Genomic DNA, 25,876 nt, shown 5'->3' with positions numbered 1-25,876 from the left:
GCTAAATGAGCGTTTTCCCTGCCTGCCACCGTCTCAGCGTCCGTTTGTCAGGATGCGAGCACCTTCAAAAAAACGGTTTTCTAAACCAAATCCTAATAACAGCACACTTTCATGACACTAGAATTGCAGCTAAACGACATCGCAATTACATTGTAGTACCTAAAAATAAACAGTTAGCCAGCGAAGCATCTGGCGTCATGAGGATATGCTGTTGTCTGAATTCATGTCTCTTATCCTTTTTCTGGCTTCTGTCGGCGTTTACGCCTGGAAAGCTGGCCGTCACACCTGGTGGTTTATCGCCACGCTGGTGGTGCTCGGCATTTTTATTATTTTAAACATTACCTTATACGCCAGCGATTACTTTACCGGTGACGGGATTAACGATGCAGTGCTCTACACCCTGACGAACAGCCTGACGGGCGCGGGCGTAGGTAAGTATATTCTTCCTGGGCTGGGCCTGGTTGTGGCGCTGGTGGTCGTTTTTGGCGCACTGGCCTGGGTACTGCGGCGACGTCGCCATCATCCGCACCATCATGGTTACAGCCTGCTGGCGCTTTTCCTGGCACTGGCCTCAGTCGACGCCAGTCCCGCATTCCATCAGATCGCCGAGCTGGTAAAGTCCCAGTCGCGCGACGGCGATCCGGATTTCGTGGCCTACTACAAAGAGCCGTCGAAAACGATCGCCAGCCCGAAACTCAACCTGGTCTATATCTACGGCGAAAGTCTGGAGCGCACGTACTTTGATAACGACGCGTTCCCGAACCTGACACCAGAGCTGGGCGCGTTGAAAAACGAAGGTCTTGATTTCAGCCACACCATGCAGCTGCCCGGCACGGATTACACTATCGCCGGAATGGTTGCCTCCCAGTGTGGCATCCCGCTGTTTGCGCCTTTTGAAGGGAACGCCTCAGCCTCAATGTCGACATTCTTCCCGCAGAATGTTTGCCTGGGCGATATTCTGAAAAACTCCGGTTATGAAAACTATTTTGTCCAGGGGGCGAACCTGCGCTTTGCCGGAAAAGATGTGTTCCTGAAGTCCCACGGTTTTGACCACCTGTATGGCTCAGAGGAGTTAAAAACGACAGTTGCCGATCCGAACTACCGCAACGACTGGGGCTTCTACGACGATACGGTACTGGACGAAACCTGGAAGAAATTCGAAGAACTTTCCCGCTCGGGTAAACGCTTCTCCCTCTTTGCTCTGACCGTGGATACGCATCACCCGGACGGGTTCGTCTCACGTACCTGTAAACGCAGAAGCTATGATGTCGGCGGCAAAAACAACAAATCTTTCAGCGCCGTCACCTGTAGCCAGGAGCATATCGCCGCACTGGTCGAGAAAATCAAAGCTTCACCGTATTTTAAAAATACCGTCATCGTCGTTTCGTCTGACCATCTGGCGATGAAAAACAGCGCATGGGATCAACTCAACAAGCAGGATCGCAGCAATCTGTTCTTCGTACTTCGCGGCGACCAGCCGCAACAGGAAGTGATTGCCACCAAACGTAACTCAATGGATAACGGCGCGACCGTGCTGGACATTCTGGGCGGAGACAACTTTATTGGTCTGGGCCGCAGCACGTTGTCGGGGCAATCTCTGTCTGAAGTCTTCCTCAACATGAAGGAAAAAATCCTCGCGTGGAAGCCAGACATCATCCGCCTGTGGAACTTCCCGAAAGAGATGAAAGATTTCACCATCGATCAAAATAAAAACACGATTGCCTTCTCGGGCAGCAGCTTCCGCCTGCCGCTGCTGGTGCGCGTGTCGGACAATCGCGTCGAACCGCTGCCGGAAAGTGAGTACTCCGCCCCGCTGCGTTTCCAGCTGGCTGACTTTGCCCCTCGCGATAACTTCGTCTGGGTCGACAAGTGTTACAAAATGGGCCAACTCTGGTCTCAGCCGCTGGCGCTTTCTACCGACTGGTGCGTCTCTCAGGGACAGCTTGGCGGAGAGCAAACCGTGCAGCATGTTGATAAAGCCCAGTGGAAAGGCAAAACCGCGTTTAAAGATACGGTGATTGATACCGCACGCTACCAGCACAACGTCGACATGCTGAAAATCGTCGATAACGATATTCGCTACAAGGCGGACAGCTTTATCTTTAACGTGGCCGGCGCGCCGGAAGAGGTGAAACAGTTTAGCGGCATCTCACGTCCGGAGTCCTGGGGACGCTGGTCAAATGCGCAGTTGGGCAACGAGGTGAAAATTGAGTACACCCATCCCCTGCCAGAACAATTTGACCTGGTGATCACGGCCAGGGCGTATGGCTCCAATGCAAATAAGCCCGTGCCCGTGCGCGTGGGCGATCAAGAGCAGATGCTAACGCTTGGAAACGAAGTGACCACTCACACGCTTCATTTTGAGAATCCATCCCGCAGCAATACCCTGGTGATTGTGCCGCCAGACCCGCAGTCCACGAATGACGGGAATATCCTCGGCCATTCACCGCGTCAGCTGGGGGTAGGCATGGTCGAAATTAAAATTGTGAGTAATGCAGGCTAATGACCGTCCCCCTTAACATAACCGTTCGGCCAACTCGCTGTGACGACGTTTACGCCCTGCCCGCCATTGAACGCGCGGCGGGCGAACGTTTTCGACGCTATCCGGAGCTCGCCTGGCTTGCCGAGGGTGAGGTCATTTCCGCTGAGCAGCACCTTGAGTATGCCGAACACGGGCAAAGCTGGCTGGCGCTGGCGAATGACCGCCCCGTGGGGTTTATCCTCACCGAAGCACACTCTTCATCGCTGTTTATCGTGGAGCTTTCGGTTGATCTGGACTGGCAGGGAAAAGGGATTGGCCGGCAGCTCATCGCCTGTGTGGCTGACCATGCTCGTCAGCTAGGGCTGACGTCGCTGACGTTAACGACGTTCCGGGACGTCCCGTGGAATGCGCCGTTCTATGCGCGGTTGGGATTTGAACAAATTGCTGAGCTAACGCCAGAACTGCGTCAGAAAAGAGATGATGAAGCGGCGCATGGCTTAGCGTATGAATCCCGCTGTGCCATGCGCCTGTCACTTAATTAGAACGTTTCCCAGTTATCGCCTGAATCGGCAGTCGCGGTTTTACGCGCCATTACCGGCGTGGAAACCGCTTTAGCCGCAGCGAACTCGCGCGCTTTCATCTGCTCCTGCTGAATGCGGAACACCGCCACAGCCTGAGTCAGACGGCTCGCCTGCTCTTCCAGCGCGGCCGCGGCCGCAGCAGACTCTTCCACCAGCGAGGCGTTCTGCTGGGTCACACGATCCATCTCTGCGACTGCCAGACCCACCTGGTCAATACCGCGGCTCTGCTCATCTGACGCAGAGGCGATTTCACCCATAATGTCGGTAACGCGAGTGACTGCATTAACGATCTCGCCCATGGTTTCACCGGCGCTTTCTACCAGGGTAGAGCCCACTTCCACACGGCCAACAGAGTCTTCAATCAGGCTCTTAATTTCACGTGCCGCCTGGGCGCTGCGCTGCGCCAGGTTACGAACTTCACCTGCCACCACCGCAAAGCCACGGCCCTGCTCGCCCGCACGCGCCGCTTCTACCGCCGCGTTCAGTGCCAGAATGTTGGTCTGGAAAGCAATGCCGTCAATTACGCTAATAATGTCGGCAATTTTCTGCGAACTTCCGGCGATATCACGCATGGTTTGCACCACGTTATCCACCACTTTACCGCCTTTCTGCGCCGTTTCAGACGCACTCAGCGCCAGATGGCTTGCCTGACGGGCGTTTTCGGCGTTCTGCTTAACGGTCGCCGTCAGCTGTTCCATACTGGCAGCGGTCTCTTCCAGAGAAGCCGCCTGCTGCTCAGTACGGGAGGAGAGATCGTTGTTGCCCATCGCGATTTCGCTCGCACCGCTGTAAATGGCGTTCGCGCCATTACGCACGTCGCCAACGGTACGCACCAGCTCACCCTGCATATGACGCAGTGAATCGGCCAGTTCGCCCATCTCGTTGGAGCCTTCCACATCAATGCGCTTCACCAGGTCGCCGCTGGCGATATGGCGAATGCTGTCGATGAGACGGTTCAACGGAGAGATCAGCGCCTGTTTGATACCCAGCCAGACGGCGACAATCACCACCAGAACGGCAACCAATACGCTAATCAGCACCCAGATGGCCTGAGAGTAAGAGCTGTTGCTGTCCTCAACGGCGGTCTTGTACAGCTTGTCGTTCTGCTGCAGGTAGTTTACGTACTGCTTCTCAAAACCGTCCTGATAGCTCTGAGTCGGCTGGTCGAAGAAGGCGTTGATTTTACCTGCGCCCAGCAGCTGAATCAGCTCCGCCAGCGCACCGTGATAGATATCGTAGTTACGTTTGATTTCCATCGCGTCTGCATCACTTTGACGCGAGTCGCGCGGCAGGGCTTCATAGTCAGCCCAGTTTTTTTCCGCCTGTTTCAGAGACGCAGACGCGATTTGCATCAAATCGTTAACGGTCGCGCCGCTGCCGATATTGCTCTGATCCATCATATAGCGGATGCCCGCACGGTTCAGGGTATTACGGGTTTGCAGCAACGCCACCCAGCTGCCGTTCAGCGTGGATTGTTGCTGGCGAATGGTTTGCAGGACGGTGAAGTTCTCTTTGTCATTCTTCAGAGCGTTAAAGAAAAGACCACCGGATGTGAGTTGTAAAAGGCCAAATATCGCTAAAACCAGCATTAGGCTGGTGACAATCTTGATACGGTTTAACATGTTTTCTCTTTCCTTCAGACAGATAACAGAATTTTCGGCCTGGAAAGGGAAAACTTTACGAAAAACGTACTGAGAAGAGGGACTATTTCCCTCCTCTTGTGTTGATGATCACGATGATGATTTCAGCAGCTCAGATATGTCATTGAAAAGTGTGAGGGTTATCTCCAGGCCATTACGGTTTGCGCGCTCACGAGATTGATAGCGGCGCTCTCCCGGCAATCGGGCCCCCTGCTGCGTCATCCCGCTGAAGAGTGTCTCGGCGCGGGCCAGATGGGCCGCGGCGTCATTTCCCAAAAAACGCGTCGGGTCGAGCGCCAGAATCAGTTCACCGCCGTAAGGCAGGCCGCCTGCGCCCTCATCCCACGCCAGCGATTCCGCACTGGTCATATCACCGATCAGCGGCCCGGCAAGCAGCTCCACCATCGCCGCCAGCACCGATCCTTTATGTCCACCGAAGGTCAACATCGCGCCGTCGAGAATAGCCTGTGCATCGGTCGTCGGTTTGCCCTGAGCATCGATCCCCCATCCTTCCGGCACGGGTTTACCCGCGCGCTGATGCAGCTGGATTTCACCCCGTGCCGCCGCACTGGTGGCCATATCAAAAATAAACGGCGGCTTATCGCCGCGTGGCCAGCCAAAAGCAATCGGGTTCGTGCCAAACAGCGGTTGCGTGCCGCCCGCAGGGGCGACCCACGCATGGCTCGGCGTGGTCGCCAGCGCCACCAGGCCGGCCTCCGTCAGCGGTTCAACGTCCGCAAACAGGGCAGAAAAGTGCACGCAGCGGTTAATCGCCAGCGCGGCGATACCACCGTGTCGCGCCTTTTCTATCAGCAGCGGCAGCGCACGTTCGAACGCCAGCAGGGAAAATGCCCCACCAGCGTCCGCTTTCACGATGGCGGGTGCGATATCGGCGATCGCCGGCTCTGCGTCTGGTGACACCTTCCCTTTACGCAGCGTTTCGACAATACCCAGCAACCGCCACAAACCGTGCGAGGCGCAGCCATCGCGCTCGCCGTGGGTGACGTTTTTCGCAACCGCGGCGGCGTGCGCCTCGCTGAATCCGTTCCCGCGCAGCACGTTAAATGCCAGCGCATAAGCCTCTGTTAACGAGAGGTTTACCATCTCCATGACCCACTCCTCTACTCTTCTTCGTCTCCGGTAAAGTTAGCCTGTGGCAGACAGGTTCGCTCGCCCCAGTAGTAAATGCCCAGCGACATCACCGCCACCACCACCGTATCCCACGGATGACCAATCACCCCTGTGCCGCCAAAACTGCCCAGCCACGAGAACAGCATAATCAGCGCGTAGAAAGCGATGAGCCACAGGGACGATTTCACCTGCTGCGCCAGACTCACGGTGTGGACAGGCACTTTTGCTTTGCACAGCACGTAGACCACGAACATCACAATCTGCAACCCCAGCAGCCATGACAGCGTCCCCCAGCCAGACCAGAAGACAATCAGGGCTGAAATCACAAACGACACCGGGCCGATAATCCCGAAGGCACGCACGCGGAACGGGCGCGGCAGATCGGGCGCATTTCGGCGCAGCCCCGCCGCCGTGACCGGGGCAATGGCATAGCTCAACACCAGCGCCGCCGACACCACGCTAATCAACTGCTCCCAGGACGGGAACGGTAGCGTCCAGAAGATAGACATGGCGAAGGTCAGCCACAGCGCCGGGCGCGGAATGCCGGACTCTTTATCAATGTGGGTAAACGCCTTAAAGAACGTCCCCGCTTTCGCCCAGCCGTAAATCACGCGCGGCGTCGCGTTCATATAGATATTGCCGGTGCCGCTTGGGGAGACAATCGCATCGCACACCACCATAAATGCCAGCCAGCCCATACCGAGCGTAATGGCGATATCGCGATAAGGCAGCGAGAACTGTTTGCTGATCTCCGCCCAGCCGCTGCCGAGCATTTCGGTTGGAATACTGCCAAGAAATGCCAGTTGCAACAGCACGTAGATAATGGTCGACAGCACCACAGATAAAATCAGCGCAACCGGGATGGTCCGCTGCGGATTTTGTACTTCACTCGCCACAGATATAATCGGTGTCAGCCCCAGGTAGGCAAAAATAATCCCCCCGGCGCTGATCGCCGCCTCAACGCCTGACATACCAAACGGCGCAATCCCCTGAACGTGCAGGTTTTCAGGTTTGAAAAAGGTAAACAGGGTGACGACAACCGCCAGCGGCACCAGAAACTTCAGAATACTGATGATGTTGTTGGAGCGTGCGAACGTTTTTACGCTGTAGTAGTTCAGGCCAAAGAAGAAACAGAGCAGTAAAAACTGCACCACCCAGCCCAGCAGGGTCGGATCGCTTGAGCCTGGCTGCGTTAGCATCGGGAACCAGGCGGCCGCGTACTGGCGTGCAGCAACAATCTCAATGGAGATCAGGCTTGAGAACGCAATCAGCGTAATAAAGCCCAGCAGATACCCCATCAGCTCGCCGTGGGAAAACACCGGATAACGGATGATCCCCCCGGCACGCGGCAGCGCCGCCCCCAGTTCACAATAGACAATCCCCAGCAGCAGCACGGCAATCCCGCCGATAACCCACGAGGCAATGCCCGCAGGCCCGGCAATCGAGGCCACATGGCTTGCGGCAAACAGCCAGCCGGAGCCGAAGATAGCCCCAAGACCAATAAACGTCAGGTCGGTTAACGTGAGCTGCTTTTTAAATTTCCCTGACTCAACAACGCGGGACGATGTTTGATGCGTAGAGTGAATCGTCATGGTCATGCCCTTCAGTCAACAGAGGGGGAAATGGCTTCCCGGGTCCACTGCCCGTTAATCAGGCGCAGCAGGTTCAGAGGGTTAGCATCCTGGACAGCAGGCGGCAGCAGTGCAGCGGGCACATTCTGCAGGCACACCGGACGCATAAAACGTTCGATGGAGCGGGTTCCGACGGAGGTCCCGCGTGAATCGGTGGTGGCAGGCCACGGGCCGCCGTGCACCATCGCATCGCACACTTCCACGCCGGTCGGATATCCGTTAAACAGCACGCGCCCGGCCTTTTCGCTCAGGGCTGGCAGCAGGCGTTGCGCCAGCGGGCCGTCATCGGATTCGGCGTGCACCGTTGCCGTCAACTGCCCCTGGATGGCACGCAGAACAGCCTGCATTTCAGCCTCGTCAGCCACCTCAACCAGCACCGCCAGCGGGCCAAACACCTCATGCTGCAACAGAGGCTCCTGCGCCAGCAGCAGCGAAACCGGGGCCTGATACAGGCGAGCCTGCGCGCGTCCGCTAACAGAATCATCAGAGCCTGCCAGCCGCTGAATCGCGGGATGCGCCTCAAACGCACTGACGCCTTCTTCGTAGTGGGCAAGGGTCGGGGCATTGAGCATGGTCTGTGCCGGAGCCTGATCCACCGCCTCCTTCAGCGCCTGCGTGAAGCGGGTCATGCCTTCGCCACGCAAGGCCAGGATCAGCCCGGGCTTGGTACAAAACTGCCCGCTGCCGAGGGTAAAAGAGGCCACCAGTTCCTTCGCCAGCGCCTCTGCCCGGGTGGCTAACGCCTGCGGCAGGATAATCAGCGGGTTAATGGCTGACATCTCCGCAAAGACCGGGATCGGCTGCGGACGCTGCTGAGCAAGCTGCCAGAGCGCCTTACCGCCGCGTAAAGAACCGGTAAACCCGACCGCCTGGATCGCCGGGTGACGCACCAGCTCTGCGCCAATGTCGGTGCCGAAAATCATGTTAAAAACGCCCGCAGGAAGGGCGACTTTCTCCACCGCACGCACAATGGCCTGGGCGGTGAGTTCTGCCGTTGCCATATGCCCCGGATGAGCCTTCACCACCACCGGGCAGCCCGCCGCCAGCGCAGAGGCGGTATCGCCCCCTGCGGTGGAGAAAGCCAGCGGGAAATTGCTGGCACCGAATACTGCCACCGGGCCCAGCGCCGTCAGATACTGGCGCAGATCCGGGCGCGGCAGCGGCTGGCGCGCAGGGAGTGCGGTATCAATGCGCACGCCGAAGGCATCACCCCGACGCAGCACGCCAGCGAACATACGCAGCTGATTGCTGGTCCGGGCACGCTCTCCCTGCAAGCGCGGCAGCGGCAGCGCCGTCTCCTGATGGGCTATCGCGAAAAATTCATCGCCGAGTAAATCCAGCTCGTCGGCGAGAGTTTCGAGAAAGCGGGCTCGTACCTCGGGTGACGTCTGTGAATAGATCGGAAATGCCTGTTCTGCCGCCAGCGCCGCGGCGGCGGCCTCCTCGCGGGAGGCCGGGTAAAAGCGGTATCCGGTGGGTTCACCGTCAGCGGCACGCAGGCCCGGCAGCGTCGCCTCACCGCTTGCCACGCGGCGGCCGGCGATAAACTGCTGGCCTGAAACAGAGAGAGATAAAGTCATCGTCACTCCTGTGCTTAAAGGCCGACGTCAGGCAGCTGTGGGCGAGTCGCCAGCGCCTTCTCGACAATCGCTACCACCTGCGCACGGGTTTCCCCTTCCAGCGCCAGGCGCGGCGGACGGGTAATCGCGCTGCCGCGGCCCAGCAGCTCTTCGCAAAGCTTGATGCACTGCACCAGATCCGGACGCGCATCCAGATGCAGCAGCGGCATAAACCAGCGGTAAAGCGCCATCGCTTCTTCATAGCGCTGCTGTTTTGCCAGGCGGAACAGCGTCTCCCCTTCACGTGGGAACGCGTTAGACATCCCCGAGATCCAGCCTTCCGCCCCCACGGCGATGCTCTCGACCACCACGTCATCCAGCCCGGCAAACAGCACAAAGCGGTCGCCAACGGAATTACGCAGGTCGATAAAGCGGCGGGTATCGCCGGAAGAGTCTTTAAAGCAGACGATGTTGTCGCAGTCAGCGAGCGTCGCCAGGATGTCCGGCGTCACGTCGTTTTTGTAGATTGGCGGGTTGTTATACACCATGATTGGCAGGTCAGTGGCGGTTGCCACGCTGCGGAAGTGGGCCGCTGTTTCATGCGGTTTTGAAGAGTACACCAGCGCAGGCATCACCATAATACCGTCAACGCCCACACGCTCGGCCTCTTTCGCCATCTTCTGCGCAAAGGCGGTGGTAAATTCTGCGACACCGGCGATAACCGGGATCTGACCACCCGCCGCGTCTTTCGCCACTTCGATAATTTGCAGCTTTTCCTGCGTGGTCAGAGAAGTGTTCTCGCCCACGCTGCCGCACACCACCAGGCCGGAAACACCATCCTTGACCAGGTTTTTCATCACCGTATGGGTGGCATCCAGGTCGAGAGAGTAATCGCTGCGAAACTGGGTGCTGACTGCCGGGAATACACCGCTCCAGTGAATGGCTTTCTTGCTCATGTTCGGTTCCTTGTCGTCAATTTGTTAAGTCAAAGTGAATGAATGGTGAATATTCACTGACAGATTGACGTTTCAGGCGTCCGACGGCTTGGTGGTTTTCCTCCTCTTTGATGACGAAATTGGCACAGTGCGTTTGTCTTACCCGGCCAGCGTGACGCGAAAATCACGCGGCGTAGAGCCGGTCATGGCCTTGAACTGGCGGCTAAAGGCGCTGTGATCGGTATAGCCACATTGCAGGGCAATATCGGTAATCGGCGTATCGCCCGCCAGCAGCTCGGTCGCTTTTTCCAGACGGACTTTGTGGATCATCTGACGCGGGGTGAGGTGAAAAATGCGCTTACAGTAGCGTTCAATTTGCGCCACCGACATACCGCTCAGCGCGGTCAACTCCTCCATGGCGATCGGCCGGTGGTAATGCTTGCGGATATGATCGTCGACGATCGCCAGCCGTTGCCACGCCGGGTGTCGCGCCTGCGCTTCCTGTAGGTCATGCGAAATGCCCGCCATGCCGATCACCTGGCCCTGCGCATCCCGCAACGCCAGTTTCTGGGTCAGACACCAGCCGCGCTCACGGCCGTTATAGAGATGCATCTCCAGCTGATCGCGCAGCGTCACCCCTTCGCGCAGCACCCGCATATCCTGCTCGGTATAGCCCTGTCCCAGCGCGGAAGGGAAAACATCGGCAGAGGTTTTCCCCAGTAGCGAAGCCACCGTCTTAAACCCACAGCGACGCGCCAGGGTCATATTGACCATCAGATAGCGCGCCTGCACGTCTTTGACAAAAAACACCACATTAGGAATGGCATTGAGCAGCGGCGCAATCAACGCCATCGCATGAAGCAAGGTCTGGATATTGTCCGGACGCTGACGCGCCAGCCCTTCACAAATCTGGCTCAGTTCAGTCACTTCCAGTGCTGGCGAGGGCGCCAGCGCATTATCAATCACACAGGACATAACGCTTCCTCCCGATCGGTGAGCTGGATCTTTATTAACTTTTCGTTAACTCATCAAGCGCCCTTACCGCGTTTTGCGATCCTGCCACAGGTTTATGATTTACCCTTTTCATCCACTGGCGCAGTCACCTTTTTTGGTTTACCACACCAACAACAGAATGATTAATAAGAAATAAATATGAATTTAACTTAAGAATAAAACCGGTCACTGTGCTGATTTCGTCATTTCTGGTGACGAAAGCGATCAAGCAGGAATGCCAGCCTTACGCCAGCATTTAGCAACAAGGTGTTAACTTTCCGGAGATCCCATGACAGCGCAGCACAGCGAACTGAGAGTAATTGACTCCCACACCGGCGGCGAACCGACCCGCCTGGTCATCGACGGTTTTCCGGATCTGGGCGCTGGAAACATGGCCGAGCGCCGGGACCGCTTCGCCCGCGACTACGACGACTGGCGGAAAGCCATCATTCTTGAGCCGCGCGGCAACGATGTCCTGGTCGGCGCTCTGCTCTGTGAACCGGTGTCGCCGAAGGCCACGGCGGGGGTCATCTTCTTCAACAACAGCGGTTTTCTGAACATGTGCGGTCACGGGACGATCGGGCTTGTCGCCTCGCTGGCCTGGCTTGGCCGCATTCAGCCCGGCAAACATCTGATTGAAACCCCGGTGGGTGATGTGACCGCCACGCTGCACGACGATGGCAGCGTTTCGGTAGAAAACGTCCCGGCGTATCGCTGGCGCAAACAGGTGCAGGTTGAAACCGCTCACGGTACGGTCACGGGCGATATCGCCTGGGGCGGAAACTGGTTCTTCCTCGTCAACGATCATCCTTTTGCAGTGACGCCGGACAAGATCCCCCAGTTAACGGAGTATGCCTGGGCGATCCGGGAAGGATTAGAACGTGCCGGTATTCGCGGTGAACATGACGGTATCATCGACCATATTGAACTCTTCGCGGAGGATGACCGCGCGGACAGCCGCAGCTTTGTGCTCTGTCCGGGAAAAGCCTGGGATCGCTCCCCCTGCGGCACCGGCACCAGCGCCAAGCTGGCCTGTCTGGCAGAAGACGGCAAACTCAGGCCGGGAGAAACCTGGCGGCAGGCGAGCATCATCGGCAGCGAATTTACCGCCCATTTCGTGCCGCATGGCAACAAGATCATCCCGACGATCCGTGGTGAGGCATGGGTCTGCGGCGATAACCGGTTGATCCTCAATCCTGACGATCCGTTCCGCTGGGGGATTACGTTGTGACCGACACCGACATCATTGTCATTGGTGCCGGGATCGTCGGTGCCGCCTGTGCCTGGCAACTGGCAAAGCGCGGGCAGCGGGTCACGCTGATCGACGACGGTAACGCGGGCGCAACGGCAGCAGGGATGGGACATCTGGTGTGCATGGATGACGACCCCGCAGAGCTTACCCTTTCAGCCTGGTCTCTGGCACGCTGGCGGGAACTGACGCCCCGGATGCCGGAAAGCTGCGCCTGGCGCGGATGCGGCACGCTGTGGCTGGCGGAAACGCCGCAGGAGCTTGAACTGGCAGAAGAAAAACAACGGCGGATGGCGCAACACCAGGTCGCCAGCGACATGCAGACCCGCGACCAGCTTGCCGCACGTGAACCCCTGCTCACCTCCCGGCTCAGCGGCGGGCTGTGGGTGCCCGGAGACGGGATTGTCTACGCGCCGAACGTCGCCCGCTGGTTAATTGATGATGCCGATGTCACGCATCTTCGTGACCGCGCCCTCGCAGTCGATGCCCCCTACGTCACCCTGCACAGCGGCAAACGCCTGCGCGCGCGTGCCATCGTCATCGCCTGCGGTCTGGGGGCCAACGCGCTGCTTGGTGAAAACTGGCTACGGGCGAAAAAAGGCCAACTGGCGATCACCGATCGCTACGCTCCGTTGCTCAGCCACCAGCTGGTAGAGCTGGGATACGGTGCCAGCGCCCATGCGGGTGGCACCTCGGTGGCGTTTAACGTCCAGCCGCGTCCCACCGGACAACTGCTGATTGGCTCTTCCCGCCAGTTCGACAATACCGACCGCGAGCTGGATTTACCGCTTCTGGCCACCATGCTGACACGCGCGCGCCATTTTCTCCCCTCTCTGGATAACCTCAATATCATTCGCTGCTGGAGCGGCTTTCGCGCCGCGTCGGCAGACGGCAACCCGCTCATCGGCCCGCATCCTGCGCGGCCGGGTATCTGGCTGGCACTGGGGCACGAAGGGCTGGGCGTCACCACCGCCCCCGCAACCGCCGAACTGCTCTGCGCGCAAATCCTCGGCGAACGCTCACCCGTTTCACCGGATGCCTGGCTCCCCGCGCGGCTGCAAAAACAGGAGGCCATTGCATGACGACCCTGAAGCTGATTATCGAAGGCGAACCCTGCGACGTTCCTGCTGGCATCAGCATCGCAGCGGCGCTGGCACTCACGGGTAGCGGCGTGACGCGAAGTTCGGTCAGCGGTGAGCTGCGCGCCCCCTTCTGCGGCATGGGCGTTTGCCAGGAGTGTCGCGTCACGGTGAATGGACGACGGGTGCTGGCCTGCCAGACGGAATGCCAGCCCGACATGGTGATTGAAAGGAGCCAACATGCGAACGTTTGAGTGCGAGATCCTTGTCCTGGGTGCCGGGCCAGCCGGGCTGTCGGCGGCACTGGCCGCTGCACGCTGTGGAAAGTCGGTGATGGTGCTTGACGACAACCCGCGCCCCGGGGGGCAAATCTGGCGTGATGGTCCGCAGGTTTCGCTGCCTCCGCGCGCCTTACGCCTGCGGCAGGCAGTGGCGGAACAGCCGGGCATTACGCTACTGAATGGCGCCCGGTTGATTGCCCGCCCTGAATCGCATTGCGTTGTTTTTGAAACCGCAGACAGTTGCGGCGAGATCCGCTGGCAGCGGTTAATTTTATGCTGCGGCGCGCGGGAACTCTCCCTGCCGTTTCCTGGCTGGACGCTTCCCGGCGTAACGGGAGCCGGTGGGCTACAGGCACAGATTAAACATGGCCTGCCGCTCAACGGCGAGCGGGTCGTCATTGCCGGCAGCGGGCCACTGCTGCTGGCGGTCGCCGGTACGGTGAAACGCGCAGGCGGAAATATCGTCGCCATCATCGAACAGGCGCCGGTGAGCGCGCTGGCCCGTTTCGCGGCGGGGCTCTGGCGCTGGCCAGAAAAACTGCTCCAGCTCGGCGAGCTTTTTCCGGCCCACTATCAACCGGCAAGCCAGGTCATCCACGCCCGGGGGGAGAGATTCCTTCAGTCTGTCACCGTGCGTTACGGGGGAAAAACCCGTGAGATAGCGTGCGACAGGCTGGCTATCGGCTATGGGCTGGTGCCCAATATTGAGCCAGGCCTGCTCTTCGGCTGCACAACCGAAAATCAGGCTATCCGGGTCGATGCTTCTCAACGCACCAGCGTGCAGGATATCTATGCTGCGGGGGAGTGCACCGGTTTTGGCGGCAGCGAACTGGCGCAGGCAGAAGGGGAAATTGCGGGTTATAGCGCGGCGGATAACCCCGGGAAAGCAGAAAAGGCCATCGCAACCCGCGCACGCTGGCAGCGTTTTGCCCGGGCGCTTCATACCACCTTCACCTTACCGGAATCATTAAAAGACGTTATCACTGCCGACACCCTGCTCTGCCGCTGCGAAGATGTGCGCTGCGGCGATGTGCAACATGCCGAAAGCTGGCAGGCGGCGAAGCTCGCCTCGCGCTGCGGAATGGGCGCGTGTCAGGGGAAAACCTGCGCCACCAGCGCCCGCTGGCTGTACGGCTGGCCGCTGCCGCAACCGCGCGAGCCGCTTTCTCCCGCGCGTATCGACACGCTGATCCACCTGGCAAAGCCGGAGGGCTGAGTTACTCCTCTTCCCCGCGTTCGGCAATATGGCGATTGCCGAGCGCGATGAACTCTTCCAGTAGCGCCGTTAGCTGTTTCATTTTCTCCGGCGTGTATTCCGCTTCAATCTGCTGATAGGCCTCTTCCACCTGCGCCTGGGCGTGCTCGTACAGCGCGTTGCCCTCTTTAGTCAGCGACACGTACAGCTTGCGCTGGTCGTTCACCGGCTTTAAGCGCAGCACCAGCCCGTCGCGCTCCATCCGCGTCAGAATACCCGTCAGGCTCGGGCGCAAAATACAGGTCCGAAACGCGAGGTCGTGAAAATCCATCGACGGATGTTCAGCCAGCACGCGCACAATCCGCCACTGCTGTTCGGTCAGGTTATGCCGCTTCACAATCGGGCGGAAGTAAGACATCGCCGCTTCCCGCGCCTGCAACAGCGCGATGGTTAATGAATCATGCATAGCCTCTCCCCACCAGTCATTAACAAGTAAACAATTACACAAAAGATGTTTTTATAAACAACTCGTTTTACGTCAAAAAGTCTAACAGAAACAACACAATTTTATTAACTACATGATAAATAAATATTTAATTATCTATATGTAAATTTATTGTTATTCATATCACAAATTTTTCACTTCTGATTGCGAAACGAACAGCAAAAGCATAAAACCAGATCATTAACATATTAACGAAATCACAACCCGGACTTTCAGGGTGAGGAGTAGTCAATGAAAGGTACTGTTTTTGCCGTCGCATTGAACCATCAAAGCCAGCGTGATGCCTGGCGCGACGCGTTTGAAAAAGCCCCCTACACCACGCCGCCAAAAACGGCGGTGTGGTTTATCAAACCGCATAACACCGTGATCCGCGCAGGCGAGCCCATTCCGTTCCCACAAGGGGAAACCGTGTTAAGCGGTGCGACGGTGGCACTGGTCGTGGGCAAAACCGCCAGCAAGGTGCGCGTGGAAGACGCGGCGGCATACATCGCGGGATATGCGTTAGCCAATGAAGTGAGCCTGCCGGAAGAGAGTTTCTACCGCCCGGCGATTAAGGCCAAATGCCGTGACGGTTTTTGTCCGCTGGGTGAGCTTGTCGTCGTTGATAACGTCGATAACCTGACCATCATCACCGAGATCAACGGCCGCGAAGCTGACCACTGGAACACGGCCGATTTGCAGCGCAATGCCGCCGAACTGCTCAGCGCCCTGAGCGAATTCGCCACCCTCAATCCCGGTGATGCCATTCTGCTCGGTACTCCGCATTCCCGCGTCCCCCTGCAGCCCGGCGATCGCGTGCGCATTCTGGCGAAAGGTTTTCCCCCGCTGGAAAACCCGGTGGTGGATGAACGCGACGTAGCCATCGCACACGGCCCGCACCCGCATGCCACGCTGTTTGCCCTGGGGTTGAACTACGCCGACCACGCCAGCGAACTGGACTTCAAACCGCCCACCGAGCCGCTGGTGTTTATCAAAGCCCCGAACACTTTTAACGGTGATAACCAGACGTCGGTACGCCCGGACAACGTTGAGTACATGCACTACGAGGCGGAGCTGGTGGTGGTCATCGGCAAAACCGCCCGCAAGGTGAGTGAAGCCGACGCGATGGACTATGTGGCGGGCTATACGGTGTGCAACGACTACGCCATCCGCGACTATCTCGAAAATTACTATCGCCCGAATCTGCGCGTCAAAAGCCGTGACGGGCTGACCCCGATTTCCCCCAACATCGTGCCGAAAGCGGCCATTCCCGACCCGCACAACCTGGCCCTTCGCACCTTTGTTAACGGCGAATTACGCCAGGAAGGCACCACGGCAGACCTGATCTTCAGCATCCCGTTCCTGATTGCGTACCTGAGCGAATTTATGACCCTGCAGCCGGGCGACATGATTGCCACCGGCACGCCGAAAGGGCTTTCCGACGTGGTGCCGGGTGACGAAGTGGTGGTGGAAGTAGAAGGCGTGGGCCGCCTGGTGAACCGAATTGTCAGTGAGGAGACGACAAAATGAAAAAGATAAACCATTGGATCAACGGTAAAAACGTGGCGGGAAGTGACTACTTCCACACCACTAACCCGGCGTCTGGCGAGGTGCTGGCAGAAGTGGCCTCCGGCGGTGAAGCCGAAATACATCAGGCCGTTGCGGCGGCAAAAGAGGCATTCCCGAAATGGGCTAACCTGCCGATGAAAGAGCGCGCGCGCCTGATGCGTCGTCTGGGCGATCTGATCGACCAGAACGTCCCTGAGATCGCCGCCATGGAGACCGCCGACACCGGCCTGCCGATCCACCAGACCAAAAACGTGCTGATCCCACGCGCCTCGCACAACTTCGAGTTTTTCGCCGAAGTGTGCCAGCAAATGAACGGCAAGACCTACCCGGTTGACGACAAGATGCTCAACTACACCCTGGTGCAGCCGGTGGGCGTTTGTGCGCTGGTGTCGCCGTGGAACGTGCCGTTTATGACCGCCACCTGGAAGGTTGCGCCGTGCCTGGCGCTGGGCAATACCGCAGTGCTGAAGATGTCTGAGCTTTCCCCGCTGACGGCCGACCGTCTGGGCGAGCTGGCGCTGGAGGCGGGCATTCCGGCGGGCGTGCTGAACGTAGTGCAGGGATACGGAGCCACAGCAGGCGATGCGCTGGTGCGTCATCGCGACGTGCGCGCCGTGTCATTCACCGGCGGTACGGCTACCGGGCGCAATATCATGAAAAACGCCGGGCTGAAAAAGTACTCGATGGAGCTCGGCGGTAAATCCCCGGTGCTGATTTTTGAAGATGCCGATATCGAGCGCGCCCTGGATGCCGCCCTGTTCACCATTTTCTCTATCAACGGCGAGCGTTGTACCGCGGGCTCGCGCATCTTCATTCAGCAGAGCATCTACCCGGAATTCGTCAAACGCTTCGCGGAACGCGCCAACCGCCTGCGCGTGGGCGACCCGACCGATCCGAACACGCAGGTCGGCGCGCTGATCAGCCAGCAGCACTGGGAGAAAGTCTCCGGCTACATCCGTCTCGGTATTGAAGAAGGCGCGGCCCTGCTGGCCGGCGGGCCGGATAAACCGACCGATCTGCCTGCGCACCTGAGAGGCGGCAACTTCCTGCGCCCAACCGTGCTCGCGGACGTCGATAACCGTATGCGCGTGGCACAGGAGGAGATCTTCGGGCCGGTGGCGTGCCTGCTGCCGTTTAAAGACGAAGCGGAAGGCCTGCGTCTGGCTAACGACGTGGAGTACGGTCTGGCGTCGTACATCTGGACCCAGGACGTCAGCAAAGTGCTGCGCCTGGCGCGCAATATCGAAGCGGGCATGGTGTTTGTGAACACCCAGAACGTGCGCGATCTGCGTCAGCCGTTTGGCGGCGTGAAGGCCTCCGGCACCGGCCGCGAGGGCGGCGAGTACAGCTTCGAAGTGTTTGCGGAGATGAAGAACGTCTGCATCTCTATGGGCGACCATCCGATTCCAAAATGGGGAGTCTGATATGGGCAAGTTAGCGTTAGCGGCAAAAATTACCCACGTTCCGTCGATGTACCTTTCTGAGCTGCCGGGGAAAAACCACGGCTGCCGTCAGTCGGCCATCGACGGACACAAAGAGATCAGCAAGCGCTGCCGCGAGCTGGGCGTCGATACCATTATTGTTTTCGACACCCACTGGCTGGTGAACAGCGCGTACCACATTAACTGTGCGGACCATTTTTCCGGCATCTACACCAGCAACGAGCTGCCGCACTTTATCCGCGACATGACCTACGACTACGACGGTAACCCGGCGCTCGGCCAGCTTATCGCCGACGAAGCGGTGAAGCTTGGCGTGCGCGCCAAAGCGCACAACATCCCGAGCCTGAAGCTGGAGTACGGCACGCTGGTGCCGATGCGCTACATGAACAGCGACAAGCACTTCAAAGTGATCTCCATTTCAGCGTTCTGCACCGTTCACGACTTCGCCGACAGCCGCAGGCTCGGCGAAGCCATCGTCAGCGCGATTGAGAAATACAACGGCACGGTCGCGGTACTGGCGAGCGGGTCGCTGTCGCACCGCTTTATTGACGACCAGCGCGCGGAAGAAGGGATGAACAGCTACACCCGCGAGTTCGACCGCCAGATGGACGAGCGCGTGGTGAAGCTGTGGCGCGAAGGCCAGTTCAAAGAGTTTTGCAGCATGCTGCCGGAGTACGCCGACTACTGCTATGGGGAAGGCAATATGCACGACACGGTGATGCTGCTGGGGATGCTCGGCTGGGACAATTACGACGGCAAGGTGGAGTTTCTCACCGAGCTGTTTGCCAGTTCCGGCACCGGCCAGGTCAACGCTGTTTTCCCACTGCCCGCTTAAGGAGCCACCATGCCGCATTTTATCGCTGAATGTACCGACAATATCCGCGAGCAGGCCGATCTGCCGGGACTGTTCGCCAAAGTGAACGAGGCGCTGGCCGCCACGGGCATTTTCCCGCTCGGGGGCATCCGCAGCCGCGCGCACTGGCTGGATACCTGGCAGATGGCCGACGGCAAACATGATTACGCCTTTGTACACATGACCTTGAAAATCGGTGCCGGGCGAAGCCTGGAGAGCCGTGAGGCCGTGGGTGAGATGCTGTTTGAGCTTATCAAAACGCATTTCGCGGATCTGATGGCGGCTCGCTATCTGGCGCTGTCGTTTGAGCTCGACGAGCTTCACCCAACGCTCAATTACAAACAAAACAACGTGCACGCGTTGTTTAAGTAGACATCTTTTCGCCCGGTGGCGCTTCGCTTACCGGGCCTACAACGGCTCGAACGTAGGCCGGGTAAGCGAAGCGCCACCCGGCAACAGCCGCACAAAGGATACGCCATGCTCGATAAACACACCCATTCCCTGATCGCCCATCGTCTGCACCAGGCGGAGCAATCCCGCGAGCAGATCCGCCAGATCTCGCTGGACTACCCGACGATCACCATCGACGACGCCTACGCCGTGCAGCGCGAATGGGTCAGCCTGAAAATCGCCGAAGGCCGCGTACTGAAAGGCCACAAGATCGGCCTGACCTCCAAAGCGATGCAGGCCAGCTCGCAGATCAGCGAACCGGATTACGGCGCGCTGCTGGACGACATGTTCTTCCACGACGGCAGCGACATCCCTGTCGATCGCTTTATCGTGCCGCGCATCGAAGTGGAGCTGGCCTTCGTGCTGGCCAAACCGCTGCGCGGCCCGAACTGCACGATCTTCGACGTCTACAACGCTACGGATTACGTGATCCCGGCGCTGGAACTGATCGACGCCCGCTGCCACAACATCGATCCCGACACCCAACGCCCGCGCAAAGTGTTCGACACCATCTCCGACAACGCCGCCAACGCTGGGGTGATCCTCGGTGGCCGCCCGATTAAACCCGACGAGCTGGATCTGCGCTGGATCTCCGCCCTGCTCTATCGCAACGGCGTGATCGAAGAGACCGGCGTCGCAGCAGGCGTGCTGAACCATCCGGCGAACGGCGTGGCGTGGCTGGCGAACAAACTGGCACCGTACGACGTGCAGCTTGAACCGGGGCAAATCATCCTCGGCGGTTCGTTTACCCGCCCGGTGGCTGCCAGCAAGGGCGATACCTTCCATGTCGACTACGGCAACATGGGCTCCATCAGTTGCCGCTTCGTCTAGGAGACAACCATGCAAAACGCATTCAAAGCGGCGCTGAAATCCGGAACGCCGCAAATTGGGTTATGGCTGGGGCTGACCAGCAGCTACAGCGCCGAACTGCTGGCAGGCGCGGGCTTCGACTGGCTGCTGATCGACGGTGAACACGCACCAAACAATGTGCAAACCGTCTTAACGCAGCTACAGGCAATTGCGCCTTACGCCAGCCAGCCGGTCGTGCGCCCGTCGTGGAACGATCCGGTGCAGATCAAACAGCTGCTCGACGTGGGCGCGCAAACCCTGCTGGTACCGATGGTGCAAAACGCCGATGAAGCCCGGCTGGCGGTAAGCGCTACCCGTTATCCCCCTGCGGGTATTCGCGGTGTGGGCAGTGCGCTGGCCCGTGCGTCGCGCTGGAACCGTATCCCGGATTACCTGCAACAGGCGAACGATGCCATGTGCGTACTGGTGCAAATCGAAACCCGCGAGGCGCTAAAAAATCTGCCGCAGATCCTGGACGTGGAAGGGGTCGACGGGGTGTTTATCGGCCCGGCGGATCTCAGCGCCGACATGGGTTTTGCGGGTAATCCGCAGCACCCGGACGTACAGGCCGCTATCGAACAGGCCATTGCCCAGATACGCGACGCAGGTAAAGCGCCCGGCATCCTGATGGCGAATGAAGCGCTGGCAAAACGCTATCTCGAACTCGGCGCATTGTTTGTCGCCGTCGGCGTTGATACCACCCTGCTCGCCCGCAGCGCCGAAGCCCTGGCTGCAAGATTTATCGAAAAACCGGTTACGTCAGTTAATAACAATAAATCCGTCTACTAAACGTAAGATCTGGAGCGCACCATGACGACCTCTACCCTGCAAAATAATAAAGCTGTTGAACATCGCGTCATTAACAAACTGTTCCGTCGCTTGATCGTGTTTCTCTTTATCCTGTTTGTCTTCTCGTTTCTCGACCGCATTAACATTGGCTTTGCCGGGCTGACGATGGGCAAAGATCTGGGCTTGACCTCCACCATGTTTGGCCTGGCGGCAACGCTGTTTTACGTCACCTACGTGCTGTGTGGGATCCCGAGCAACATCATGCTGGCCAGGATCGGCGCACGCCGCTGGATCGCCGGGATCATGGTGGTGTGGGGCATTGCCTCGACCTGCACCATGTTCGCCACCAGCCCGCAGACGCTCTACGTCCTGCGTATGCTGGTGGGCATTGCCGAAGCCGGCTTCCTGCCGGGGATCCTGGTGTATCTCACCTGGTGGTTCCCGGCGTATCACCGTGCCCGCGCCAACGCGCTGTTTATGATTGCCATGCCGGTGACCATGATGCTCGGCTCGATCCTCTCCGGGTACATTCTGGCGATGGACGGGCTATGGAACCTGAAAGGCTGGCAGTGGCTGTTCCTGCTGGAAGGCCTGCCGTCCGTGGTGCTTGGCGTGGTGACCTGGTTCTTCCTTAACGACACGCCGGATCAGGCCACCTGGCTGGATGATGACGAAAAGCAGGCGCTCAAAACCATGATCGCCCGCGAGCAGGAGCTTGCCGTTGCGCATTCCGCCACGCCGCGCTCGACGCTACGTGAAGTATTGACCCCTGCGGTGCTGCTCTACACCCTGGCCTATTTCTGTCTGACCAACACGCTGAGTGCAATCAACATCTGGACGCCACAGATCCTGCAAAGCTTTAACAGCCACAGCAGCAATATCGTGATCGGCCTGCTGGCGGCGATCCCGCAATTTTGTACCATCCTCGGGATGATCTGGTGGAGCCGCCGCTCCGACAGGCTGAAAGAGCGAAAAAAGCACACCATCCTGCCGTATCTGTTCGCGGCGGCGGGATGGATGCTGGCCTCGGCGACGGATCACAGTCTGATCCAACTACTTGGCATCATCATGGCCTCAACCGGATCGTTTACCGCCATGGCGATATTCTGGACCACGCCGGATCAGGTTATTAGCCTGCAATCCCGCGCGGTGGCACTGGCGGTGATCAATGCCATCGGCAACGTGGGATCTGCCGTCAGCCCGCTGCTGATCGGCATTCTGCGTGATGCGACAGGAAGCTTCAGTTCAGGGCTGTGGTTTGTCGCCGGGCTGCTGGTGGTCGGTGCGCTGGTATTAACACGCATCCCGATGACGCACCGGGATCAGCAGAGGAGCGGCCATGTGCCAGAGCCCCATCGCCAACATTGATATCAGCAAGGAGTACGACGAAAGTCTGGGCACCGACGATGTGCACTACCAGTCGTTCGCGCGCATGGCGGCCTTTTTTGGCCGCGACATGCAGGCGCATCGTCACGACCAGTATTTTCAGATGCACTTTCTTGATACCGGGCAGATTGAGCTTCAGCTCGACGATCACCGCTATTCGGTGCAGGCGCCGCTTTTCGTCCTTACGCCACCGTCGGTGCCGCACGCGTTTATCACCGAATCTGACAGCGACGGGCATGTCCTGACCGTGCGCGAGGATCTGATCTGGCCGCTGCTGGAAGTGCTCTACCCCGGCACGCGTGAAACGTTCGGCCTGCCGGGGATCTGCTTGTCCCTGGCCGACAAACCGGATGAACTGGCGGCGCTGAAACACTACTGGCGGCTGATCGAACGCGAATCCACGGAACAGCTGCCCGGACGTGAACATACGCTGGCACTTTTGGCACAGGCGGTGTTCACCCTGCTGCTGCGCAACGCGAACCTCGACGACCATGCTTCAGGCGGGATGCGCGGCGAGCTCAAACTTTTCCAGCGCTTTACGCAACTGATTGATGCGCACTACCACCAGCACTGGACAGTGCCGGAATATGCCAGCGAACTTCATCTCACCGAATCCCGTCTGACCGATATCTGCCGCCGCTTTGCCAACCGTCCGCCGAAGCGGCTGATCTTCGACCGCCAGCTGCGCGAAGCCAGGCGGTTGCTGCTCTTCTCCGACAGCGCGGTCAGTGAGATTGCCTGGCAGCTCGGGTTTAAAGATCCGGCCTATTTTGCCCGCTTTTTTAACCGTTTAGTGGGGTGCTCGCCGAGCAGCTATCGGGCGCAGAAAGTACCGGTGTCACCTGTTCCCCACCCCCCTGCCCTCTCCCAAAGGGAGAGGGAGTAACCGTCCCCTCTCCCTCTGGGAGAGGGTTAGGGTGAGGGAAATCACACTCTGCGATCTCTCGCGAAAAGTACCCGCCGTTGTCCCAATCGTCCCTTCACGTTCCTCCCCTCTCACGCTTCAATTAAACAACAAAAACAAAACATAAATTTAACAACCCTATTCCGATACGAGGTCCCTATGAAGCCAGAAGATTTCCGCGCTGATGCCAAACGCCCGTTAACCGGCGAAGAGTATTTAAAAAGCCTGCAGGACGGTCGTGAGATTTATATCTACGGCGAGCGCGTCAAAGACGTCACCACCCACCCGGCATTTCGTAATGCGGCAGCCTCCATCGCGCAGATGTACGATGCCCTGCACAAGCCGGACATGCAGGACACGCTGTGCTGGGGTACCGATACGGGCAGTGGCGGCTATACCCATAAGTTCTTCCGCGTGGCGAAAAGTGCCGACGACCTGCGCCAGCAGCGTGATGCCATCGCCGAGTGGTCGCGCCTGAGCTACGGCTGGATGGGTCGCACGCCGGATTACAAAGCGGCATTTGGTTGCGCGCTCGGCGCTAACCCGGCCTTCTACGGTCAGTTCGAACAGAACGCTCGCAACTGGTACACCCGCATTCAGGAAACCGGCCTGTACTTCAACCACGCGATCGTTAACCCCCCGATCGATCGCCATAAACCCGCCGATGAAGTGAAAGATGTCTACATCAAGCTGGAGAAAGAGACCGACGCGGGAATTATCGTCAGCGGTGCGAAAGTGGTGGCCACCAACTCGGCGCTGACTCACTACAACATGATTGGCTTCGGCTCCGCGCAGGTGATGGGCGAAAACCCGGATTTCGCGCTGATGTTCGTCGCCCCGATGGATGCCGAAGGCGTGAAGCTGATCTCCCGCGCCTCTTACGAGATGGTGGCAGGCGCAACAGGCTCCCCGTACGACTACCCGCTCTCCAGCCGCTTCGACGAGAACGACGCGATCCTGGTGATGGACAATGTGCTGATCCCGTGGGAAAACGTGCTGATCTACCGCGATTTCGACCGTTGCCGTCGCTGGACAATGGAAGGTGGCTTTGCCCGTATGTACCCGCTGCAGGCCTGCGTACGTCTGGCGGTGAAGCTCGACTTCATCACTGCCCTGCTGAAGAAATCCCTGGAGTGTACCGGTACCCTGGAGTTCCGCGGCGTGCAGGCAGATCTCGGCGAAGTGGTGGCCTGGCGCAACATGTTCTGGGCGCTGAGCGACTCCATGTGCTCTGAAGCCACGCCGTGGGTCAACGGTGCGTATCTGCCGGATCACGCCGCGCTGCAAACCTACCGCGTAATGGCACCGATGGCCTACGCGAAGATCAAGAACATCATCGAACGTAACGTGACGTCCGGTCTGATCTACCTGCCGTCCAGTGCCCGGGATCTGAACAACCCGCAGATCGACCAGTATCTGGCGAAATACGTGCGCGGCTCCAACGGTATGGATCACGTCGAACGCATCAAGATTTTAAAACTGATGTGGGACGCCATCGGCAGCGAATTTGGCGGCCGTCACGAGCTGTACGAAATCAACTACTCCGGTAGCCAGGATGAGATCCGCCTGCAGTGTCTGCGTCAGGCGCAGAGCTCCGGCAACATGGACAAGATGATGGCAATGGTCGACCGCTGCATGTCCGAGTACGACCAACACGGCTGGACGGTGCCGCACCTGCACAACAACAGCGATATCAACATGCTGGATAAGCTGCTGAAATAACGCAGCGGGAGATGACAATGCAATCAGAACAACGTCTGCGTTTTCGCGATGCGATGGCCAGTCTGTCGGCCGCAGTGAATGTTATCACCACCGAGGGTGAAACTGGTCGCTGCGGGATCACCGCCACCGCCGTCTGCTCGGTAACGGACACACCACCATCGCTGATGGTATGCATCAACGCCAATAGCGCCATGAACCCGGTATTTCAGGGCAACGGCAGGCTGTGCGTTAACGTGCTGAACCACGAGCAGGAGATCATGGCTCGCCACTTCGCCGGAATGACCGGTATGGCCATGGAGGAGCGCTTTGCGCTCTCCTGCTGGCAGAACGGTGCGCTGGCACAACCGGTTCTGAAAGGCGCGCTGGCCAGCCTTGAGGGCGAGATAAGCCAGGTGCAAACCATCGGTACGCATCTTGTCTATCTCGTTGAAATTAAAAATATCATTCTGAGTGACGCAGAACATGGCCTGATCTACTTCAAACGCCGTTTTCACCCGGTCATGATGGAGACGGAAGCCGCAGTATAACCCCTCTCGCGCTGGCCTTTTTTTCCGGCCAGCGCCGCTTTCCACAAAAATTCCTAAGGTTTCCACTAAATCACGCCGTTATATAACCATAAGAGAAATTTTCTGTGCCTGAATACTGACATCTGTTGTCAGTGCCATCCGCATC

Annotated in this window: 23 protein-coding genes; 16 read left to right on the top strand and 7 right to left on the bottom strand. The window is 58.6% G+C overall.

Translation table 11 applies throughout. The annotated features are described in order from the left end of the window. Positions 1-211: 211 nt before the first annotated feature. Both opgB and JGF26_RS14510 read left to right on the top strand, forming a co-directional pair. Positions 212-2,503, top strand: a complete 2,292-nt coding sequence (opgB, locus tag JGF26_RS14515; protein ID WP_134708258.1) for a phosphatidylglycerol--membrane-oligosaccharide glycerophosphotransferase — start codon at positions 212-214, stop codon at positions 2,501-2,503. After that, positions 2,503-3,024 (top strand): GNAT family N-acetyltransferase, encoded by a 522-nt coding sequence (locus JGF26_RS14510; protein ID WP_134708257.1) that lies wholly within the window; start codon positions 2,503-2,505, stop codon positions 3,022-3,024. Before opgB ends, JGF26_RS14510 begins: the two co-directional genes overlap by 1 nt. Here JGF26_RS14510 and tsr read toward each other — a convergent pair. The 6 genes from tsr to JGF26_RS14480 form a co-directional block, all read right to left on the bottom strand. Beyond that, on the bottom strand, positions 3,021-4,685 hold the full coding sequence (gene tsr, locus JGF26_RS14505) for a methyl-accepting chemotaxis protein (protein WP_028016572.1): 1,665 nt from the start codon (positions 4,683-4,685) through the stop codon (positions 3,021-3,023). The two genes, JGF26_RS14510 and tsr, sit on opposite strands and share 4 nt — an antisense overlap. A 108-nt stretch (positions 4,686-4,793) precedes the next feature. After that, positions 4,794-5,813, bottom strand: a complete 1,020-nt coding sequence (locus JGF26_RS14500) for an Ldh family oxidoreductase (RefSeq protein ID WP_134708256.1) — start codon at positions 5,811-5,813, stop codon at positions 4,794-4,796. A gap of 11 nt (positions 5,814-5,824) precedes the next feature. Beyond that, a complete protein-coding gene (locus JGF26_RS14495) occupies positions 5,825-7,426 on the bottom strand; it encodes an APC family permease (RefSeq protein ID WP_049007401.1) in 1,602 nt (533 codons plus the stop codon). Between the two features lie 11 nt (positions 7,427-7,437). Next, positions 7,438-9,045: an aldehyde dehydrogenase (NADP(+)) gene (locus JGF26_RS14490; RefSeq protein WP_134708255.1), complete on the bottom strand. Its 1,608-nt coding sequence runs from the start codon at positions 9,043-9,045 to the stop codon at positions 7,438-7,440. A 14-nt stretch (positions 9,046-9,059) separates the two neighbouring features. Continuing rightward, the gene (locus JGF26_RS14485; protein ID WP_049007403.1) at positions 9,060-9,980 is read right to left on the bottom strand and encodes a dihydrodipicolinate synthase family protein; all 921 of its coding nucleotides are present in this window, start codon (positions 9,978-9,980) and stop codon (positions 9,060-9,062) included. Positions 9,981-10,118: 138 nt separating this feature from the next. Then, complete coding sequence (locus JGF26_RS14480; RefSeq protein ID WP_128348645.1) at positions 10,119-10,934, bottom strand: AraC family transcriptional regulator; 816 nt, start codon at positions 10,932-10,934, stop codon at positions 10,119-10,121. Between the two features lie 307 nt (positions 10,935-11,241). On the opposite strand from JGF26_RS14480, the gene JGF26_RS14475 reads away from it, so the two are divergent. Genes JGF26_RS14475 through JGF26_RS14460 form a run of 4 tightly spaced genes read left to right on the top strand, consistent with a single transcriptional unit; the run spans position 11,242 to position 14,777 of the window. Beyond that, entirely contained in the window at positions 11,242-12,183 is a 942-nt protein-coding gene (locus JGF26_RS14475; protein WP_134708254.1) for a 4-hydroxyproline epimerase, read from the top strand. Continuing rightward, a complete protein-coding gene (locus JGF26_RS14470) occupies positions 12,180-13,283 on the top strand; it encodes an FAD-dependent oxidoreductase (RefSeq protein ID WP_134708253.1) in 1,104 nt (367 codons plus the stop codon). The genes JGF26_RS14475 and JGF26_RS14470 overlap by 4 nt, the downstream gene beginning before the upstream one ends. Further along, on the top strand, positions 13,280-13,534 hold the full coding sequence (locus tag JGF26_RS14465) for a (2Fe-2S)-binding protein (RefSeq protein WP_134708252.1): 255 nt from the start codon (positions 13,280-13,282) through the stop codon (positions 13,532-13,534). The genes JGF26_RS14470 and JGF26_RS14465 overlap by 4 nt, the downstream gene beginning before the upstream one ends. Next, positions 13,521-14,777 carry an FAD/NAD(P)-binding oxidoreductase gene (locus JGF26_RS14460; protein ID WP_134708251.1) on the top strand — a complete coding sequence of 419 codons (1,257 nt, stop codon included), beginning with the start codon at positions 13,521-13,523 and terminating at the stop codon, positions 14,775-14,777. The genes JGF26_RS14465 and JGF26_RS14460 overlap by 14 nt, the downstream gene beginning before the upstream one ends. Position 14,778: 1 nt before the next feature. Here JGF26_RS14460 and hpaR read toward each other — a convergent pair whose 3' ends face one another. Then, complete coding sequence (hpaR, locus tag JGF26_RS14455; protein ID WP_028016562.1) at positions 14,779-15,222, bottom strand: homoprotocatechuate degradation operon regulator HpaR; 444 nt, start codon at positions 15,220-15,222, stop codon at positions 14,779-14,781. Between the two features lie 270 nt (positions 15,223-15,492). On the opposite strand from hpaR, the gene hpaG reads away from it, so the two are divergent. The 10 genes from hpaG (at position 15,493) to JGF26_RS14405 (ending at position 25,731) form a co-directional block, all read left to right on the top strand. Beyond that, entirely contained in the window at positions 15,493-16,770 is a 1,278-nt protein-coding gene (hpaG, locus tag JGF26_RS14450) for a 4-hydroxyphenylacetate degradation bifunctional isomerase/decarboxylase (protein WP_134708250.1), read from the top strand. After that, positions 16,767-18,233, top strand: a complete 1,467-nt coding sequence (gene hpaE / locus JGF26_RS14445; protein WP_134708249.1) for a 5-carboxymethyl-2-hydroxymuconate semialdehyde dehydrogenase — start codon at positions 16,767-16,769, stop codon at positions 18,231-18,233. Before hpaG ends, hpaE begins: the two co-directional genes overlap by 4 nt. 1 nt (position 18,234) lies before the next feature. Further along, positions 18,235-19,086: a 3,4-dihydroxyphenylacetate 2,3-dioxygenase gene (gene hpaD / locus JGF26_RS14440; protein WP_108089515.1), complete on the top strand. Its 852-nt coding sequence runs from the start codon at positions 18,235-18,237 to the stop codon at positions 19,084-19,086. 9 nt (positions 19,087-19,095) lie between these two features. Next, positions 19,096-19,476: a 5-carboxymethyl-2-hydroxymuconate Delta-isomerase gene (locus JGF26_RS14435; RefSeq protein WP_049007411.1), complete on the top strand. Its 381-nt coding sequence runs from the start codon at positions 19,096-19,098 to the stop codon at positions 19,474-19,476. A gap of 105 nt (positions 19,477-19,581) precedes the next feature. Further along, positions 19,582-20,385, top strand: a complete 804-nt coding sequence (hpaH, locus tag JGF26_RS14430; protein ID WP_128348639.1) for a 2-oxo-hept-4-ene-1,7-dioate hydratase — start codon at positions 19,582-19,584, stop codon at positions 20,383-20,385. Between the two features lie 9 nt (positions 20,386-20,394). Then, on the top strand, positions 20,395-21,192 hold the full coding sequence (gene hpaI / locus JGF26_RS14425) for a 4-hydroxy-2-oxoheptanedioate aldolase (RefSeq protein WP_128348638.1): 798 nt from the start codon (positions 20,395-20,397) through the stop codon (positions 21,190-21,192). Positions 21,193-21,213: 21 nt separating this feature from the next. Further along, entirely contained in the window at positions 21,214-22,560 is a 1,347-nt protein-coding gene (gene hpaX / locus JGF26_RS14420) for a 4-hydroxyphenylacetate permease (RefSeq protein WP_134708248.1), read from the top strand. Next, positions 22,532-23,464, top strand: coding sequence for a 4-hydroxyphenylacetate catabolism regulatory protein HpaA (gene hpaA / locus JGF26_RS14415; protein WP_134708247.1), 933 nt, complete (start codon positions 22,532-22,534; stop codon positions 23,462-23,464). Before hpaX ends, hpaA begins: the two co-directional genes overlap by 29 nt. Before the next feature lie 177 nt (positions 23,465-23,641). Then, positions 23,642-25,204 carry a 4-hydroxyphenylacetate 3-monooxygenase, oxygenase component gene (gene hpaB / locus JGF26_RS14410; protein WP_028015397.1) on the top strand — a complete coding sequence of 521 codons (1,563 nt, stop codon included), beginning with the start codon at positions 23,642-23,644 and terminating at the stop codon, positions 25,202-25,204. Between the two features lie 17 nt (positions 25,205-25,221). Beyond that, positions 25,222-25,731 (top strand): 4-hydroxyphenylacetate 3-monooxygenase reductase subunit, encoded by a 510-nt coding sequence (locus JGF26_RS14405; RefSeq protein WP_134708246.1) that lies wholly within the window; start codon positions 25,222-25,224, stop codon positions 25,729-25,731. The last annotated feature ends 145 nt before the right edge of the window (positions 25,732-25,876 follow it).

This window comes from Enterobacter sp. E1 (assembly GCF_016809815.1).
Classification (GTDB): Bacteria; Pseudomonadota; Gammaproteobacteria; order Enterobacterales; family Enterobacteriaceae; genus Enterobacter; species Enterobacter adelaidei.
The sequence above is the reverse complement of the archived record's forward strand: the minus strand, read 5'-3'. Positions and strand labels throughout refer to the sequence as shown.

Coding starts and splice junctions, on each gene's coding strand:
- hpaD (WP_108089515.1), top strand. CDS start 18,235: ATGGGCAAGTTAGCGTTAGCGGCAAAAATTACCCACGTTCCGTCGATG.
- JGF26_RS14500 (WP_134708256.1), bottom strand. CDS start 5,813: ATGGAGATGGTAAACCTCTCGTTAACAGAGGCTTATGCGCTGGCATTT.
- tsr (WP_028016572.1), bottom strand. CDS start 4,685: ATGTTAAACCGTATCAAGATTGTCACCAGCCTAATGCTGGTTTTAGCG.
- JGF26_RS14405 (WP_134708246.1), top strand. CDS start 25,222: ATGCAATCAGAACAACGTCTGCGTTTTCGCGATGCGATGGCCAGTCTG.
- JGF26_RS14495 (WP_049007401.1), bottom strand. CDS start 7,426: ATGACGATTCACTCTACGCATCAAACATCGTCCCGCGTTGTTGAGTCA.
- hpaI (WP_128348638.1), top strand. CDS start 20,395: ATGCAAAACGCATTCAAAGCGGCGCTGAAATCCGGAACGCCGCAAATT.
- JGF26_RS14490 (WP_134708255.1), bottom strand. CDS start 9,045: ATGACTTTATCTCTCTCTGTTTCAGGCCAGCAGTTTATCGCCGGCCGC.
- JGF26_RS14510 (WP_134708257.1), top strand. CDS start 2,503: ATGACCGTCCCCCTTAACATAACCGTTCGGCCAACTCGCTGTGACGAC.
- JGF26_RS14435 (WP_049007411.1), top strand. CDS start 19,096: ATGCCGCATTTTATCGCTGAATGTACCGACAATATCCGCGAGCAGGCC.
- hpaA (WP_134708247.1), top strand. CDS start 22,532: ATGTGCCAGAGCCCCATCGCCAACATTGATATCAGCAAGGAGTACGAC.
- hpaH (WP_128348639.1), top strand. CDS start 19,582: ATGCTCGATAAACACACCCATTCCCTGATCGCCCATCGTCTGCACCAG.
- JGF26_RS14460 (WP_134708251.1), top strand. CDS start 13,521: ATGCGAACGTTTGAGTGCGAGATCCTTGTCCTGGGTGCCGGGCCAGCC.
- JGF26_RS14480 (WP_128348645.1), bottom strand. CDS start 10,934: ATGTCCTGTGTGATTGATAATGCGCTGGCGCCCTCGCCAGCACTGGAA.
- hpaG (WP_134708250.1), top strand. CDS start 15,493: ATGAAAGGTACTGTTTTTGCCGTCGCATTGAACCATCAAAGCCAGCGT.
- hpaB (WP_028015397.1), top strand. CDS start 23,642: ATGAAGCCAGAAGATTTCCGCGCTGATGCCAAACGCCCGTTAACCGGC.
- hpaX (WP_134708248.1), top strand. CDS start 21,214: ATGACGACCTCTACCCTGCAAAATAATAAAGCTGTTGAACATCGCGTC.
- hpaE (WP_134708249.1), top strand. CDS start 16,767: ATGAAAAAGATAAACCATTGGATCAACGGTAAAAACGTGGCGGGAAGT.
- JGF26_RS14475 (WP_134708254.1), top strand. CDS start 11,242: ATGACAGCGCAGCACAGCGAACTGAGAGTAATTGACTCCCACACCGGC.
- JGF26_RS14465 (WP_134708252.1), top strand. CDS start 13,280: ATGACGACCCTGAAGCTGATTATCGAAGGCGAACCCTGCGACGTTCCT.
- JGF26_RS14485 (WP_049007403.1), bottom strand. CDS start 9,980: ATGAGCAAGAAAGCCATTCACTGGAGCGGTGTATTCCCGGCAGTCAGC.
- hpaR (WP_028016562.1), bottom strand. CDS start 15,222: ATGCATGATTCATTAACCATCGCGCTGTTGCAGGCGCGGGAAGCGGCG.